The sequence below is a fragment of the Bradyrhizobium sp. LVM 105 genome (assembly GCF_003957705.1).
GTDB classification, from domain to species: domain Bacteria; phylum Pseudomonadota; class Alphaproteobacteria; order Rhizobiales; family Xanthobacteraceae; genus Bradyrhizobium; species Bradyrhizobium frederickii.
The window spans coordinates 117639-132557 of record NZ_QZMV01000007.1 but is presented as its reverse complement, the minus strand read 5'-3'; the positions used below and the strand labels follow the sequence as shown (position 1 = coordinate 132557).

Genomic DNA, 14919 nt, shown 5'->3' with positions numbered 1-14919 from the left:
AACCTACCCCGCCGGCACGATCACCATGCTCTTGTCCTTCGGCCAGCGGATGCGCCAGGCGAAGTTGATGTCGCGGACTTCGCCGGGCTTGGCGTCGAACGACCATTCCAGCACGCCGCGCTTGTCGCGGATGTTGCTCGCGGTCGGCGTCGTGGTCGACGGCAGCATCTCGACGACGATGTCCTCGCTCTCGCTGACCGGCAACTGATCCTCGATGGCAACGCGAAGCGGGAAATCATGACCGTTGCGGATGGTGGTCTTGAACGCACGCTCGTCGGTCTTGGACGTCGTGACCAGCAGGCCGGCCGAACCTTCATTGCGCTTGAGCACGGCGCGCTCGATCCTGACCTTATCGTCGGCGCCGAAGCCGAGCCGGACAATGTCGTCCTTGGCCGACGCCGAGATCTTGCCGCGACCGACAAAGACGCCGTCGCGATAGATCGCGACCTTGCCAGGCAGCAGGGCCGTGTCGTCGGTCTGCTTGAAGCTGGCTTCGAGGAAGGCGGTCGGGTCCAGCACCGGCGCGGCACGGACGGCGAGTTCGGCGGGCACCGTCATGGCCGCGATGCGCATGCTCTTGGCTCCTTCCGCGGCGCCGAGGCTGACGCGGCCGGGAATCTTGAACGTCGCCTGGAAGCCGCCGATCTCGGCCACCGCCTGCTGCTCGTCGGCGCGCTCGGTCGCCTCTGCGACCTTGGACATGGGCTCGAACTGCGCCGAACGCTGGCGGGCGGTCGGCGCAGGCCGCGCCAGGTCCGAGGCGGTGCCGAGCGCCAGCGGCTTGGGCGGCTGCGGATATTGCGCCACCAGCGAGCCGAGCTCCGGCGCACTGCCGCCACGCCCGATACGCACCGTGGAGACACCGAGCGCGACATTCGACCAGTCCTCGCCGGTCGACTGCGTGATCTCGGCGCGACGAACGAGTTCGAGCTGCGGCTTGCGATCCTTGGCGCCGGTGTCCAGCCGGGCGTCGTAGAGCGGCACCCAGCGTGCGTTGCGCACGGCGTAAGTCACCCGCAGCGTCGCCTTGGTCGCGGCGGCCGAGGCGACGTCGATTCGCACCTCCAGCTTGCTCGGCGGCTTGGCCGAGCGCTCGGCCTCGAGCTGCGCGATCTGGCGGTCGATCTCACGCTGCTTTCGCGTGGCGTCGCGGATCGTCGTGTCGGCGGTCGCGGTCTCCTCGGCGACCGCGGCAAAGGCCGCGCGCCATTCGGTGATCGGCCGGGCCTCGCCCTTGTCGCCGAGGCCGGCGGGCGAGGCTTCGGCAAAGCGCTGGGCAAAGCTGCGCCTTGCGTTTGCCGAGTCGATCGCACCTTGCAGGTCGGCGCGCTGATCCTTCAGCGCTTCGATGCGCTTGTCGAGCTCGGACAGGTTGACGGGCGGCGTGGCCCGCGGCGGCCGGGCATCGATCGTGCCGATGGTGAGCTTGGCGCCCGCCTCGCCTTCGACACGAAGGGAGGACGGATCGAGCGAGAGCGGAAAATCCCTGGCGACCAGTGTCGAATCGCCGGAGGCGAGGTCCAGCGCGATGATGCGGGTGACGGTGGCGCCATCGGGATAGACCGTCACGGTGTCGATCGCCGAATTGGCATCCAATTCGGCGGCCCATGACGGCACCGCGAGGACCGTGGTCACCAGGACCAGGCTCGTGGTTGCCAGACATTTTGCGGTGATGCGCATGAAATTCCTCCCTGCCGATATCGACGCGTCACCAGCCGGACGCGCGAAAGATGCCTTGCCAAGATGATTGGACGCGGCAGGGAAGGAACCGGTTCGATTGGGGTTTCCGTTGGGCACCGCTGCGGCGGCACCAAGGCTGCGGAACGTATGGCAATCCCGCGGGTCTTAAGCCTGGGTCGGCGAGCCCTGGCCGAAGATGCGTCGGAGCAGATCGGTCACGTTCTTGGCCCCGGCCTTCTTCAGGATGCCGGCGCGGTAACCTTCGACCGTCCGCGCACTCAGATGCATGCGGCGGGCGATCTCCTTGTTGGTCAGGCCGGCGGCGAGGTGCTCGAGCACGTCGGCTTCGCGCGCTGTCAGCGGCTCGCAGCCGGGCAGCCAGCCCTGCCGGCTCGTGCGGGGCTGCGCGAATTCATCGATGGCGGCATCGATCCGGCCGACGATGTCATGGGTGCGGAACGGCTTTTCGATGAAGTCCGCTGCGCCGCTCTTGATGGCGTCGACCGCCATGGCGATGCTACCGTTCGCCGAGGTCACCAGCACCGGTGCCATGCAGTTTTCCTGGCGCAGCCGCCTGAGCATGTCGAGGCCGGAGCGATCGGGCGGCAGCTCCATCAGCACGCAGGCCGGCATCCGCGCCTTTGCCTCGGACAACAGAGACGCACCGTCAGCGAAGCAGATCACGTTATAGGCGCTCTGTTGGAGCGCGGCTGAAAGTTGTTCGCGGGAGGCCGCGTCAGTCTCGATGACGAATACCTCACCCTTGGAAAGCGTGTTTCCCGGCATAAACCCGATCCAGCAATGTCTTGGTCAAATGGTCCGAGACGGAAAGCAGGCCCCATCGCCACGCCGCGCCGTCATGAGCACGGCATTCACGCCAGTGCCTCGGTTTCCCTTATGTATGTTCCGCCCGGTTCCTGGATTTGACGGACCGAGACAGAAACTTTACATTTCGGGACATCTGCGGGAATGGCTGGCAGGAACGGTTCGCATGACCGACCTCGTTCGCAGCGCAGGCTTGAGCTATTACCCGGAAGTTGCCCGGTCGGTGGGGCTCGATCCCAGACAGATGATGCGCAAGGCCGGGCTGCCGCTGGCCTGTCTCGACCAGCCCGACACTCCCATTGCCGTCGCCGGGCTGCGCCGTCTGCTCGAATTGTCGGCAGCGGCGTCCGGCGCCGAAGATTTCGGCTTGCGTCTCGCCGAGCGCGGTGGCCTGACCAATTTCGGCGCTGTCGGCCTGATCGTGCGCGAGCAGGCGACCGTGGGCGAAGCGATCGAAGCGTTCTCGCGCTTCATCCATATCCATCATGACGGCATGCGGCTGGATGTGACGCGCGGCAGGCAGACCGTGACCGTCACGCTGCATCTGCGCGGCCGGCAGCCGAGCCCGCCGCACCAGTCGATCGACATGGCGCTCGGCAGCGTCCACCGCATCATCCAATCGCTGTTCGGCCATGACTGGCGGCCGCAGGAAGTGCATCTGCATTATCCGCCGCCGAAGGACCGCAAGCGCTATCGCGACTTCTTCGGCTGCCGCGTGACGTTCAACGCCGAGGGCGATGCGATCCTGCTGTCGGCGCACGACATGGAGCGCCGGATCCCGGGCGCGCATCCCCTGATCGCGACTTATCTGCGCAAGCGGATCGAGGCAATCGAGACCCGGCCGGCAAGTTGGGAAGGAAAGGTCGACGAGGTCGTGCGGACCCTGCTCGCGACCGGCGACTGCACCGTCGAGCGCGTCGCCGAGCATCTTGCCTGCACCCGCCGCACCATCCACCGCCACCTCGCCGCATCGGGCACCAGCTTCTCGGCAATCCTGGATGCGCAACGCGCCGATCTCGTCACTCAGCTGATCGACGACCCAGGGCGGCCGCTGGGCGACATCGCGGTGCAGCTTGGCTTCTCCGCGCAGAGTGCCATGGCACGCTGGTTCCGCGGCCGCTTCGGCTGCACCATCACCGACTGGCGCAAGGGCGTGAGGCCAACGGCACCGCCGGCCGATGCGCCCTCGGCGAGCGCTGCTTGAGTTCAGCGCGCCGGAGCCGGCACACCCATGATGGCGAGGGCGCGGCGCCGGCTGCCGGCAAGGAGCGGGCCGAACGCGACGGCAAATCCGAGGAACGCGACGAGCCAGCCGCAGGCGGCGATGTGCAACAACACATAGCTGTGCGCGGGAAACATCACGGCCGCGACCCGGGCCAGTGCCGCGATGATGATCGCGGCATAGATTCCCTGGATCGCCGGCGAAGCCGTCAACGCCTGTCCGGTATGGCCGAGACTCGCGCGGGTCATCACCGCGAGCGTCATGGTTCCCGCCGCGCCGGTCATCCAGGCGTGGATGCCTGCACTCGCCGGCAGCGCTCCGAACACCGCAATGGCGTGCAGGATGAAGCCGAACGGCACGAACACGTAACCGACATGCAGGATCACCAGCAGTCGCTCGCGAAAAGTGCGATCGCCGGCCCAGCGCGCAAGCCGCACCAGATGCAGCCCGCCGACCAGCGCCATCAGCACGCCGGTGACGGCATTCAGCGGCGCCGCGATCCAGGAGATGAGCGCGAGCGCGCTGCATCCGATCACTGCGCCGTCGAAGCGCCCGAACGGGACCGGCAGACGGCCGGGATTGAACTTGACCAGCCAGTTGCGGGTGAAGCTCGGAATGATGCGGCCGCCGATCAGCGCGATCAGCAGCACGACCACACCGGTGCCGACGCGGATGCTGACATCGGCCGCGCCCTGGTAATGCGCCTCGAGATGGAAAGCGACGTTGCCGGCGAGCAGAACGGACACCAGTCCCACCACCGGCAGGTTGCGCCAGTTGCCGCCTGCGATGATCTCCCGCGCCGCGGCGGCGACGACCAGCGCCAGGAAGGCGGCGTCGACGGCCAACGCGAACGCCCAACCGGTATCGGCCGACAGCGTCACCGCGACCCGCCCGGCAAGCCAGACCATCACCAGCGCCCCGAGCGAGGTGCCCTGGATCGGCAGCCGGCCGGTCCAGTTCGGAATGGCCGTGAACAGGAACCCGGTGATCACCGCCGGCAGGAAGCCGTAGAGCATTTCGTGGACGTGCCAGTCGCGCGGCGCGAATGCGGAACTCACCGACAATTCGCCATAGAACATCGGCAGCCAGGCCAGGATCGACAATCCGGCCTGGATCGCGGCGAGCAGGAAGAAAGGCCGAAAACTGTGCGCAAACAGCGGCCAGCCCTCATAGTTGCGGGATCGGGCGCCAGCCATAGGGTCAACTCCAATGAACTTCAGTCCGTTGCCTGGAAAAATACTGCCAACCGATCGTCCCGTTTTGCGCTATCGCAAACTATCGAACGATTGCAGGTGCCATCACACTCCCGACGCCAAGGAGGCAGAATGGCCAAGGTCGACACATCGCTGGTTGCGCATTTGCCGCTGTTTGCCGGGCTCACGCCAGAAGCTCTGGACGAGATCCTGCGTGAGGCCCGTTCGGCGCGATATCCCAAGAACAGTGCCATCTTCGAGCAGGGCGCGGACGCGCAGTCCTTTTTCCTGCTGCTGCACGGCCACGTCCGCGCGGCCAAGACCACGCCGACCGGCGAGCAGATCGTGGTGCGCTACGTCGCGCCCGGCGAAACGTTCGGGCTTGCCATGGCGATCGGCGCCGCGCGATACCCGGCGACCGCGACCGCAGCCGACGACAGCGTGGTGCTGATCTGGCCGACCTCGGCCTGGCCGCGGCTGGTCGAGCGATTTCCCTCGCTTGCCGCCAACACGCTCCAGACCGTCGGCACGCGCCTCCAGGAGAGCCACACCCGCATCCTGGAAATGTCGACCCAGCAGGTCGAGCAGCGCGTCGCGCATGCGCTGCTGCGCCTCGCCAAGCAGTCCGGCAAGAAGCTCGACTACGGCATCGAGATCGACTTCCCGATCAGCCGCCAGGACATCGCGCAGATGACCGGCACCACGCTGCACACCGTCAGCCGCATCCTCAGCGGCTGGGAGAGCCAAGGCCTCGTCGAAAGCGGCCGTCAGCGCATCATCCTGCGCGATCCGCACGGGATCGTCGTGTTGGCGGAGCGGAGCGCAGACAGCGGGGCAGCGTGACGGCTGCACCAAGGCGCCTCCGTCCAAGATAGGGGTGGGGGCTTCCGCTTACGGCGAAAGCCGCCCCTCACCCAAGAATCCACGCGCGCCCGCGCGAATTCCAGACCGTTTCACGCCGGCACGCGATCGACCAGCGCGGCGAGGAATTTTTCGCGGTCGATGCCATGCTCGCGGCAGGCATCATCCACCGTGTGGAAGGTTGCGATCGGGCAACCGACACAGGCCATTCTGAAGGCAAGGAACACGCGGATGGTGTGCGGCGCCGTACGCATGATGTCATCGACCAGATCGTCGGATCCAAAGGACATGGACAACTCCGTTCGGAGATGACGATAACGGCGGGGGTGGTGCTTTCTTTGTTGGAGCGCAAGTAGTTGCCGGTTCCCTCAGCTCGTCATTCCGGGGCGCGCCGTTTGGCGCGAACCCGGAATCCATCGGGCGTCGGATGACGTACAGAAATGGATTCCGGGCTCGCGCTGCGCGCGCCCCGGAATGACGAATTACACCGCCCGGCTGTGCAGCTGCTTTGCCGGGTTGAGATGCGCGTCGAACGCGGCAGCGACGCTGCGGACCAGGAAGCGCGAGTCTTTTGCGACTGCGAGGCGATTGCCCTCCAGCCTCACGACGCCGTCGGAGATCAGCGGCCTCAAACGCGCCGCCGAGCGCAACATCGCCGTGGCCTCGGCGCCATGGCGGGCGCAGATGTCGCCGAGATCGGCGCTGAACTCGCACATGATGCGTTCGATGATGTCGGCGCGCAGCCGGTCGTCGTCGGTGAGCCGATAGCCCTTCGCGGTAGCGGGACGGCCGGCGGCGACGCTCTGCGCATAGGCGCCGATCTGCACCTCGTTCTGGACGTAACCCTGCGGCAAATGCCCGATCGCGCTGGCGCCGAAGCCGAGTAGGACCTCACCCTTGTCGGTGGTGTAGCCCTGAAAATTGCGCCGCACCGTCCCCTCCTCGAACGCCACCGCCATGGCATCGCCCGGCCGGGCGAAATGATCGAGCCCGATCTGCACGTAACCGGCCTCCTTCAGCGCATTGGCGATCGCGCAAGCCTGGTCATGCCGCGCGAGGCCGTCTGGCAGCACGGCTTCGTTGAGCATGCGCTGGTGCTTCTTGAACTGCGGCACATGGGCGTAGCCGAACACGGAGAGGCGGTCGGGCGCGAGGGTGAGGCTGCGCCGAACCGTATCCAGGCACGATGCGACGGTCTGGTGCGGCAACCCGTAGATCAGGTCGAAATTGATTCCCGCGACACCGGCGCGCCTGAGCATGTCGACCACGGAGGCCGTCTGCTCGAAGCTCTGCACGCGATTGATCGCCCGCTGCACCACGGGATCGAAGCTCTGCACGCCAAGGCTCGCGCGGTTGACGCCGGAGAGCCGCATCGCCTCGACCATGTCGGCGGTCAAGGTGCGGGGATCGATCTCGACCGCGATCTCGGCCGAGGGCAGCACGAAGAACTTCTGGCGCATCGTCGCCATCAACTCGACGAAAGCCTCCGGCGCCATGATCGTCGGCGTACCGCCGCCGAAATGGATGTGCTCCACCTTGATGCGGCGGCCGATGGTTTCGGCGATCTGCGCGATCTCGCTGCGCAGCGTCCGCTGATAGCCGGCGATGAGCTCGTCACGGCGGGCGATCTGGGTATGACAGCCGCAATACCAGCACATCTCGCGGCAGAACGGCACGTGGAGATAGAGGGACGCGCTGGCGCCCGCGGGCAGTTCCGCCAGCCAACGGGCGTAGGTGTCCGGGCCGACCGCCGTCGAGAAATGGGGCGCGGTCGGATAGCTCGTGTAGCGTGGCAATCGCTCTTCGCCGTAGCTTGCCGCCAGATCAGCTCTCATATCTTACCCATTCGTAAATTTCGGCCGTGTGCAGACATCACGGCAAATCACGGAATGAGTTCAATTAACCCGGATGCGCCGAAGGGACTTTGCGCTCGCGCAAAGCCCGGCAGCCGGTTCCCGGCCATGATCAGAAACATTCGTGCGGCCATCCGGAGCGTTGCCATGAGGCTTCTCGCACTCGAACTGATCCTTTCCCTGCTCGACGTCCGCGGCCATATCCCGCGTTTCGACGACTTCCGCCCGACCCCGGTCGTACCGGCCCCGGCCGGCGCCGCGCGCGCTCTGGCCGCCGTCCTCGCCGTGCTGTCGCTGGCGATCTGGGCAACGGTCTGGCTTGCCACGGAGCTGTTCTAGTCGCGTCTTCTCCAAGGCCGCAGCCGCCGAACGCGTCGGCAATGATCCGTGGCGCGTCAGAAATGTCGGTACCGCCGTGCGGCCGCTGGTCGCTCGGCCGCGACATCCGCATCACGCCATCGGATGCGGTTAATGTGGCGCGCCGATCCTGCTCCGTTGAGACACCTAGGCGCTGGTGCGTAGCTGAATCCGGCAAAACCTTGTTGCAGCGCAAACACCATCGCCGAGATCGGAGCACACTGCATTCCGTCATCAAAAACTTTTCAGATGAAGGATGCTTCCGATGTTCACCCGCAGAGCCGCATTGATCAGCGCCGCCGCGACCGCTTTGATGCTGGCGACCCCGGCTTTCGCCGCCAGCGATCTCAAGCTGCCGCGTCAGAAGGTCGAGCTGGTCGCTCCGCCCTTCGTGCACGCGCACGAGCAGGCCACGACCCAGGGCCCCAAGATCGTCGAGTTTACAATGACGGTCGAGGAAAAGAAGGTCGTCATCGACGACAAGGGCACCACCTTCCAGGCAATGACGTTCAACGGTTCGATGCCGGGACCGCTCATGGTCGTACATGAGGGCGATTACGTCGAGCTGACGCTGGTCAATCCCGCGACCAACACCATGCCGCACAACATCGACTTCCATTCCGCGACCGGCGCGCTCGGCGGCGGCGAACTGACGCTGATCAACCCCGGCGAGCAGGTCGTGCTGCGCTGGAAGGCGACCAAGACCGGCGTGTTCGTCTATCACTGCGCACCCGGTGGTCCGATGATCCCCTGGCACGTCGTCTCCGGCATGAACGGCGCCGTGATGGTGCTGCCGCGCGACGGACTGAACGACGGCAAGGGCCACGCTCTGAAGTACGACAAGGTCTACTATATCGGCGAGCAGGACATGTACGTGCCGCGCGACGCGAAGGGCAATTTCAAGTCCTACGAATCGCCCGGCGAAGCCTTTACCGAGACCGAGGAGGTGATGAACAAGCTGATCCCCACCCATGTCGTCTTCAACGGCAAGGTCGGCGCGCTCACCGGCAAGAACGCGCTCACCGCCAAGGTCGGGGAGAACGTGCTGATCCTGCATTCGCAGGCCAATCGCGACAGCCGTCCGCATCTGATCGGCGGCCATGGCGACTATGTCTGGGAGACCGGCAAGTTCGGCAATGCACCTGAAGTCGGGCTCGAGACCTGGTTCATCCGCGGCGGCTCGGCGGGAGCTGCGCTGTACAAATTCCAGCAGCCCGGCATCTACGCCTATGTCACGCACAATTTGATCGAGGCGGCCAATCTCGGCGCGACCGCGCACTTCAAGGTCGAAGGCAAGTGGAACGACGATCTGATGACCCAGGTGAAGGCACCTGCCGAAATACCGGCTCCCAAGACCAACTAAACGCGAAAAGGGGCCGGTTATCACCGGCCCCTTCTTTCTTCGGGGAATGACCATGCTGATCGCATTCAAGCTCAAACTGGCACTCGCCTGCGCCGCCGGGCTCGCAGGGCCGATCGCGATGGCACCCCTGGTTTCGACCATGGCGGTCCGCGGCACGGCGACGGAGCCTGCGATCGTCAGGGTCGCGCCGGGCAGCCTGTCCTATCGCGAGGCCGGCGATTTCACACGCGGCGGGCAGCAGGCGGAAGCGCCGCTGCGCGCGATGCGCGTCGACCGGCCGCTGCACATCATGCGAAACCAGGTCTCGTCATCCGACTATCAGCTTTGCGTGCAGGACGGCGCCTGCCGCGCCCTCGATCGCGACGTGGCGGTCGCCCCCGATCGCCCTGCGGTGCAGGTGAACTGGCACGACGCCGAGGCCTATGCGGGCTGGCTGTCGCGCAAGACGGGCCACCATTACCGTCTGCCGAGCGATGAGGAATGGGCCTTTGCCGCCGGCTCCAGATTCAAGGACGACAGTGTCGCGGTCGATGCGAACGATCCTTCAAAGCGCTGGATCAGCCGCTATGAGCGCGAATCCGAACGCGACCTCTCCGACACCAAGACCTATCCGTTCGGCAAGTTCGGCCCGAACGAACACGGCATCGAAGATCTTGCCGGCAATGTCTGGGAGTGGACGTCGACCTGCTTCGTGCGCTCGCGCGTCGACGCTTCAGGCAATGCCGGCCGCCCGACCGTGAACTGCGGCGTGCGCGTCGCCGAGGGCGCGCACCGCGCCTATGTCACCGATTTCATCCGCGACGCCCGCGCCGGCGGCTGCGCCCAGGGCGTGCCGCCCGCCAATCTCGGCTTCCGCCTGGTACGCGAGGAGACGTCCTGGGTGGCGAGCGTATCGGCGCGCTGGAGCAAGGTGTGGGCGGCAAGATCATAATTTTAGCGGCGCGCATACGTTTTCCCGTCAACGTCTCCGTTGATTAGAATCGATCTAAAGCAATAAATATTGGAATCGCTCTAAGTCGTGCTCCTCGCGACATCGGGTCGCTGACGTTGTCGCACCGCCTGCGCTACTCAATCTGGCGTCAATCGCCCCTTGGAGCAGCCCTTATGATCAATCTTCGCGTCCTCGCCGCCTCCGCGGCGGTGTTGAGCCTGACCTTATCCTTCGCGTCGAAAGCAGCCGCCAATGGCGAGGTCAACGTCTATACCTATCGCGAGACCAAGCTGATCCAACCGCTGTTCGACGCCTTCAGCAAGGATACGGGCATCAAGGTCAATGTCGTCTCCGCAAGCTCAGGTCTGGAGCAGCGCATGAAGGCGGAAGGCGCCAACGGTCCGGCCGACGTGCTGCTGACGGTGGACATCGGCCGCATCGACGAGGCCGTGCAGGCGGGCGTCACCCAGCCGATCAAGTCGGAGGTGGTCGATAAGGTCGTGCCTGCGCAGTATCGCGATCCGGACGGACACTGGGCCGGCATCTCCATGCGCGCGCGCGTGATCTACGCCTCGAAGGATCGCGTCAAGCAGGACAAGATTACCTATGAGGAGCTCGCCGATCCCAAGTGGAAGGGCAAGATCTGCATTCGCTCGGGCCAGCACATCTACAACAACGCCCTGTTCGCGGCCTATACGGCCAAGTACGGCGAGGCCAAGGCCGAGGAATGGCTACGCGGCGTGAAGGCCAATCTCGCGCAGAAGCCGTCGGGCGGCGATCGCGAAGCCGCGCGTGACGTTGCCGCCGGCAAGTGCGATATTGGCATCGGCAACACCTATTACTGGGCGCTGATGATGAACAACGATCCCGAGAAGAAGCCGTGGGCGGAGGCGACCCGCGTCATCCTGCCGACCTTCGAGGGCGGCGGCACCCACGTCAACCTTTCCGGCGTGCTGCTCGCCAAGCACGCACCCAACAAGGCCAACGGCATCAAGCTGATCGAGTGGCTCGTTAGCGAGCAGGCGCAGCAGATGTATGCCGACCAGAACTACGAATATCCGGTTCGGAGCGGCGTCCCCATCAACTCTACCATCGCGGGCTACGGCAAGCTCGGCCCAGATTCGTTGCCGATCGCTAAGATCGCTGCCAACCGCAAGGCTGCGGCCTCGCTGGTGGACAAGGTCGGCTTTGACAACTGATCTCTGGCGGCCCTCGTCACTCAAGCTGGCAGAAGATACGGGCGCACGGCCTCGTTTGAGAGGCCGCGCCCACGCCGGGCGCGCCGCGACCGCAATCGCGATCGCAACCGCGATCCTGGTCGCGGCGCCCGTGATCTCGATCGTTTCGCTGGCTTTGCAGCCGGCGCCCGATGTGTGGCACGACCTGATCAACTACGTGCTGCCGGCCGCCCTCCTGGACACAGCCCTCCTGCTCGTCGGGGTCGGCGCGCTCACACTTCTGATCGGCGCCGGCACTGCATGGGTGATATCGCGCCACGATTTTTCCGGCCGGGGCATTCTGCTGTGGCTGATGCCGCTGCCGCTGGCGATTCCCACCTATCTTGCGGCTTACGTCTATGCCGACCTGTTCGAACCGCTCGGCCTGGTGCATCGCACTTTGGCGATCTGGCTTCCGCTGCGCGATGCCCTCGGCCATCTGCCCAACCTGCGCTCGCTGCCCGGCGCCATCTTCGTGATCGGGCTCGTGCTCTATCCTTACGTCTATCTGTCGGCGCGCGCGACGTTTCAGGTTCAGTCTGCCGAATTCGCCGAGGCGGCTACGACGCTGGGGGCCGGCCGATGGACTGTTTTCTGGCGCGTTTCACTGCCGATGGCGCGGCCGGCGCTCGCGGTCGGCGTGGCGCTGGTCGCGCTGGAAACGCTCAACGACATCGGCGCCAGCGAGTATCTCGGCATCCGCACGCTGACGGTCTCGATCTTCACCACCTGGCTCAACCGCGGCAGCCTTGCCGGTGCGGCGCAACTCGCATGCCTGATGCTTGCGATCGTCGCCGGCCTGATCGCGATGGAGCGTTACGGCCGTCGCAACGCCAACGCCGAATTCTCGGCCGAAAGCCCGCATGTGAGGCAGCGAACCCCGCTTTCGGGCACAAGAGCATGGATCGCGTTCGCGGTCTGCGTGCTGCCGGTGCTGATCGGCTTCGTCGTGCCGCTGTTCTATCTGGCGCATCAGGCTCTCGGTCGCGGACTGCTTGCAAATTTCGACCCGCTCCTGTGGCGCCACACCTTCCATTCGTTTGCCTATGCAGCGCTCGCGACGCTCATCGCGCTGATGCTTGCGCTCGCCACGACGATCGCGCACCGCTTTCGGCCGGACCCTCTGCGATATCTGGCGATGAGCATCGCGCAGACCGGCTACGCGCTGCCGGGTCTCGTGATTGCCCTTGGTCTGCTGACCCCCGTACTGGCGGTCGACAACGCGCTGAGTGCGGTCGCTACCTGGACGGGACGTTCGCTACCCGGGCTGATCCTGGTCGGCTCGGGGACGGCCGTCGTCATCGCCTACACGATTCGTTTTCTGGCCGTGCCGGTCGGCATGATCAAGGCCGGGTTCGACAGCATTCCGCGCGACTATGACGAGAGCGCGCGCTCGGTTGGCGCGGGCCAGGCGATCATGTTGAGCCAGATCTATCTGCCGTTGCTCCGGCCCGCGATGCTTGGCGCCGTCATCATCATGTTCGTCGACTGCCTGAAGGAGCTCCCGGCAACGCTGCTCTTGCGGCCTCTCAACGTCGAAACGCTAGCGACGTCGGTCTACCAGTTCGCAAGCCGCGGCAATTTCGAGGACGGCGCGCTCGCGGCCCTCCTGATCATCGCCGCCAGCATCGGTCCGGTGGTCTGGTTGACCCGGTTCTCCGAGGTGCCGAGCGGCCCCGCTTGAAGGCATGCCCGTCGGGGGAGGCCGTGCGAGCTGGCTGTCGCGCAAGAGCGGCAAGACCTACCGCCCGCCGAGGGACGAATTGGAGCAGGGCGCCGCTGCAGCACACGCCGTCATTGCGAGCGCAGCGAAGCAATCCAGAACCTTTCCGCGGAGGGAGTCTGGATTGCTTCGCTGCGCTCGCAATGACGCTGTTGAGAGAGCTGCGCTCTACAAACTCAACCGCCATCACCGACTTGATCGGGCGATCGCTTACGTGTTCGTCAGCGCCACGCGGAATTCGGCTTCGGTCTTGGCCTTGACCTCGTCGAGCGAGACGCCGTCGGCGAGCTCGATCAGCGCCATGCCGCCATTGCCGTGCTTGTCGATGGTGAAGACGGCGAGATCCGTGACGACCATGTCGACCACGCGCTCGCCGGTCAGCGGCAAATTGCACTTCTTCAGCAGCTTCGGGCCGTCCTTGGCCGAATGCTCCATCACCACGACGACGCGCTTGACTCCGGCGACGAGGTCCATCGCCCCGCCCATGCCCTTGACCATCTTGCCGGGGATCATCCAGTTGGCGAGATCGCCGTTCTGGGCCACCTGCATGGCGCCGAGGATCGACAGGTCCATGTGGCCGCCGCGGATCATGCCGAAGGAATCCGCGCTCGAGAAATACGAGGTCGACGGCAGCTCGCTCACCGTCTGCTTGCCGGCGTTGATGAGATCGGCATCCACCTCGTCCTCATAGGGGAACGGTCCCATGCCGAGCATGCCGTTCTCGCTCTGCAGGCTGACGTCGACGCCATCCGGAATGTAGTTCGAGACCAGCGTCGGGATGCCGATGCCGAGATTGACGTAATAGCCGTCGCGCAATTCCTTCGCGGCGCGCGCGGCCATCTGTTCACGGGTCCAGGCCATGTGAGTCTCCTGATACGCCTAGGCGGCGGTGCGCGGGCGGGTGTTGCGGAATTCGATGCGCTTCTTGGCCGTGCCGACCTCGACGATGCGCTTCACGAAGATGCCGGGCGTGTGGATGTGGTCGGGATTGAGTTCACCGGCCGGAACCAGATGCTCGACCTCGGCCACCGTGATCTTGGCGGCGGTCGCCATCATCGGGTTAAAGTTGCGCGCGGTCTTGCGGTAGATGAGATTGCCGGCGGTGTCGCCCTTCCAGGCATGCACGATGGCGAGGTCGGCGAACAGGCCGCGTTCCATCAGATATTTCTCGCCGTCGAACTCCTTCACTTCCTTGCCTTCGGCGATCAGCGTGCCGACGCCGGTCTTGGTGTAGAAGGCCGGAATGCCGGCGCCGCCGGCGCGGATGCGCTCGGCGAGCGTGCCTTGCGGATTGAATTCGAGTTCCAGCTCGCCGGCGAGGAATTGCTGGGCGAACAGCTTGTTCTCGCCGACATAGGACGAGATCATCTTCTTGATCTGGCGCGTTTCCAGCAGGCGGCTCAGCCCGATGCCGTCGACGCCGGCATTGTTGGAGACCACCGTCAGGCCCTTGACGCCGGACTCGCGGATCGCATCCGACAGCTCCTCGGCGATGCCACAGAGGCCGAAACCTCCCGACATGATCATCATGTTGTCTTTTAAGATGCCGTCGAGAGCCGACTTGGCGTCGGGATAGACCTTGTTCATACAAATTACCTTCGACTGAACCTTCGGTTTGGAGGCGACGCGCCGTATTGGCGGCGATTATTAGGCGAAATCCTCCAAAGCCGTCAATGATACGGGGTTCTCCGCAC

At 65.2% G+C, this 14919-nt stretch carries 14 protein-coding genes; 7 read left to right on the top strand and 7 right to left on the bottom strand.

Annotated elements, in window-relative coordinates; translation table 11 throughout:
- Positions 1-3: 3 nt before the first annotated feature.
- Both D6B98_RS20990 and D6B98_RS20985 read right to left on the bottom strand, forming a co-directional pair.
- On the bottom strand, positions 4-1680 hold the full coding sequence (locus D6B98_RS20990; protein WP_126258829.1) for a mucoidy inhibitor MuiA family protein: 1677 nt from the start codon (positions 1678-1680) through the stop codon (positions 4-6).
- 165 nt (positions 1681-1845) lie between these two features.
- A complete protein-coding gene (locus D6B98_RS20985) occupies positions 1846-2466 on the bottom strand; it encodes a response regulator transcription factor (RefSeq protein WP_126258828.1) in 621 nt (206 codons plus the stop codon).
- A 205-nt stretch (positions 2467-2671) separates the two neighbouring features.
- Between D6B98_RS20985 and D6B98_RS20980 the strand changes: the two genes are divergently transcribed.
- On the top strand, positions 2672-3709 hold the full coding sequence (locus D6B98_RS20980) for an AraC family transcriptional regulator (RefSeq protein WP_126258827.1): 1038 nt from the start codon (positions 2672-2674) through the stop codon (positions 3707-3709).
- A gap of 2 nt (positions 3710-3711) precedes the next feature.
- On the opposite strand, the gene D6B98_RS20975 is transcribed toward D6B98_RS20980, so the two are convergent.
- Positions 3712-4923 carry an NnrS family protein gene (locus D6B98_RS20975; RefSeq protein ID WP_126258826.1) on the bottom strand — a complete coding sequence of 404 codons (1212 nt, stop codon included), beginning with the start codon at positions 4921-4923 and terminating at the stop codon, positions 3712-3714.
- Positions 4924-5052: 129 nt separating this feature from the next.
- On the opposite strand from D6B98_RS20975, the gene D6B98_RS20970 reads away from it, so the two are divergent.
- Positions 5053-5763: a Crp/Fnr family transcriptional regulator gene (locus D6B98_RS20970; protein ID WP_126258825.1), complete on the top strand. Its 711-nt coding sequence runs from the start codon at positions 5053-5055 to the stop codon at positions 5761-5763.
- A gap of 110 nt (positions 5764-5873) precedes the next feature.
- On the opposite strand, the gene D6B98_RS20965 is transcribed toward D6B98_RS20970, so the two are convergent.
- Together D6B98_RS20965 and hemN are read right to left on the bottom strand one after the other, a co-directional pair.
- The gene (locus D6B98_RS20965) at positions 5874-6071 is read right to left on the bottom strand and encodes a DUF1858 domain-containing protein (RefSeq protein WP_126258824.1); all 198 of its coding nucleotides are present in this window, start codon (positions 6069-6071) and stop codon (positions 5874-5876) included.
- A gap of 192 nt (positions 6072-6263) precedes the next feature.
- On the bottom strand, positions 6264-7616 hold the full coding sequence (hemN, locus tag D6B98_RS20960) for an oxygen-independent coproporphyrinogen III oxidase (protein ID WP_126258823.1): 1353 nt from the start codon (positions 7614-7616) through the stop codon (positions 6264-6266).
- A 165-nt stretch (positions 7617-7781) separates the two neighbouring features.
- Between hemN and D6B98_RS20955 the strand changes: the two genes are divergently transcribed.
- The 5 genes from D6B98_RS20955 (at position 7782) to D6B98_RS20935 (ending at position 13186) form a co-directional block, all read left to right on the top strand.
- Positions 7782-7973 carry a hypothetical protein gene (locus tag D6B98_RS20955; protein ID WP_126258822.1) on the top strand — a complete coding sequence of 64 codons (192 nt, stop codon included), beginning with the start codon at positions 7782-7784 and terminating at the stop codon, positions 7971-7973.
- Between the two features lie 283 nt (positions 7974-8256).
- Positions 8257-9354, top strand: a complete 1098-nt coding sequence (gene nirK, locus D6B98_RS20950) for a copper-containing nitrite reductase (RefSeq protein WP_164718749.1) — start codon at positions 8257-8259, stop codon at positions 9352-9354.
- Between the two features lie 52 nt (positions 9355-9406).
- The gene (locus D6B98_RS20945; RefSeq protein ID WP_126258820.1) at positions 9407-10285 is read left to right on the top strand and encodes a formylglycine-generating enzyme family protein; all 879 of its coding nucleotides are present in this window, start codon (positions 9407-9409) and stop codon (positions 10283-10285) included.
- A gap of 173 nt (positions 10286-10458) precedes the next feature.
- Positions 10459-11484: a Fe(3+) ABC transporter substrate-binding protein gene (locus tag D6B98_RS20940; RefSeq protein WP_126258819.1), complete on the top strand. Its 1026-nt coding sequence runs from the start codon at positions 10459-10461 to the stop codon at positions 11482-11484.
- Positions 11485-11539: 55 nt separating this feature from the next.
- The gene (locus D6B98_RS20935) at positions 11540-13186 is read left to right on the top strand and encodes an ABC transporter permease (RefSeq protein WP_126258818.1); all 1647 of its coding nucleotides are present in this window, start codon (positions 11540-11542) and stop codon (positions 13184-13186) included.
- A 249-nt stretch (positions 13187-13435) separates the two neighbouring features.
- On the opposite strand, the gene D6B98_RS20930 is transcribed toward D6B98_RS20935, so the two are convergent.
- A complete protein-coding gene (locus D6B98_RS20930; protein WP_126258817.1) occupies positions 13436-14086 on the bottom strand; it encodes a 3-oxoacid CoA-transferase subunit B in 651 nt (216 codons plus the stop codon).
- A gap of 18 nt (positions 14087-14104) precedes the next feature.
- Positions 14105-14812 carry a CoA transferase subunit A gene (locus D6B98_RS20925; RefSeq protein WP_011089830.1) on the bottom strand — a complete coding sequence of 236 codons (708 nt, stop codon included), beginning with the start codon at positions 14810-14812 and terminating at the stop codon, positions 14105-14107.
- Positions 14813-14919 lie beyond the last annotated feature (107 nt).

Bases quoted from the DNA above. Each gene is read 5' to 3' on its own strand.
- D6B98_RS20975 (WP_126258826.1), bottom strand. From the start codon at position 4,923: ATGGCTGGCGCCCGATCCCGCAACTATGAGGGCTGGCCGCTGTTTGCG.
- D6B98_RS20990 (WP_126258829.1), bottom strand. From the start codon at position 1,680: ATGCGCATCACCGCAAAATGTCTGGCAACCACGAGCCTGGTCCTGGTG.
- D6B98_RS20930 (WP_126258817.1), bottom strand. From the start codon at position 14,086: ATGGCCTGGACCCGTGAACAGATGGCCGCGCGCGCCGCGAAGGAATTG.
- hemN (WP_126258823.1), bottom strand. From the start codon at position 7,616: ATGAGAGCTGATCTGGCGGCAAGCTACGGCGAAGAGCGATTGCCACGC.
- nirK (WP_164718749.1), top strand. From the start codon at position 8,257: ATGTTCACCCGCAGAGCCGCATTGATCAGCGCCGCCGCGACCGCTTTG.
- D6B98_RS20980 (WP_126258827.1), top strand. From the start codon at position 2,672: ATGACCGACCTCGTTCGCAGCGCAGGCTTGAGCTATTACCCGGAAGTT.
- D6B98_RS20970 (WP_126258825.1), top strand. From the start codon at position 5,053: ATGGCCAAGGTCGACACATCGCTGGTTGCGCATTTGCCGCTGTTTGCC.
- D6B98_RS20985 (WP_126258828.1), bottom strand. From the start codon at position 2,466: ATGCCGGGAAACACGCTTTCCAAGGGTGAGGTATTCGTCATCGAGACT.
- D6B98_RS20955 (WP_126258822.1), top strand. From the start codon at position 7,782: ATGAGGCTTCTCGCACTCGAACTGATCCTTTCCCTGCTCGACGTCCGC.
- D6B98_RS20965 (WP_126258824.1), bottom strand. From the start codon at position 6,071: ATGTCCTTTGGATCCGACGATCTGGTCGATGACATCATGCGTACGGCG.
- D6B98_RS20940 (WP_126258819.1), top strand. From the start codon at position 10,459: ATGATCAATCTTCGCGTCCTCGCCGCCTCCGCGGCGGTGTTGAGCCTG.
- D6B98_RS20945 (WP_126258820.1), top strand. From the start codon at position 9,407: ATGCTGATCGCATTCAAGCTCAAACTGGCACTCGCCTGCGCCGCCGGG.
- D6B98_RS20925 (WP_011089830.1), bottom strand. From the start codon at position 14,812: ATGAACAAGGTCTATCCCGACGCCAAGTCGGCTCTCGACGGCATCTTA.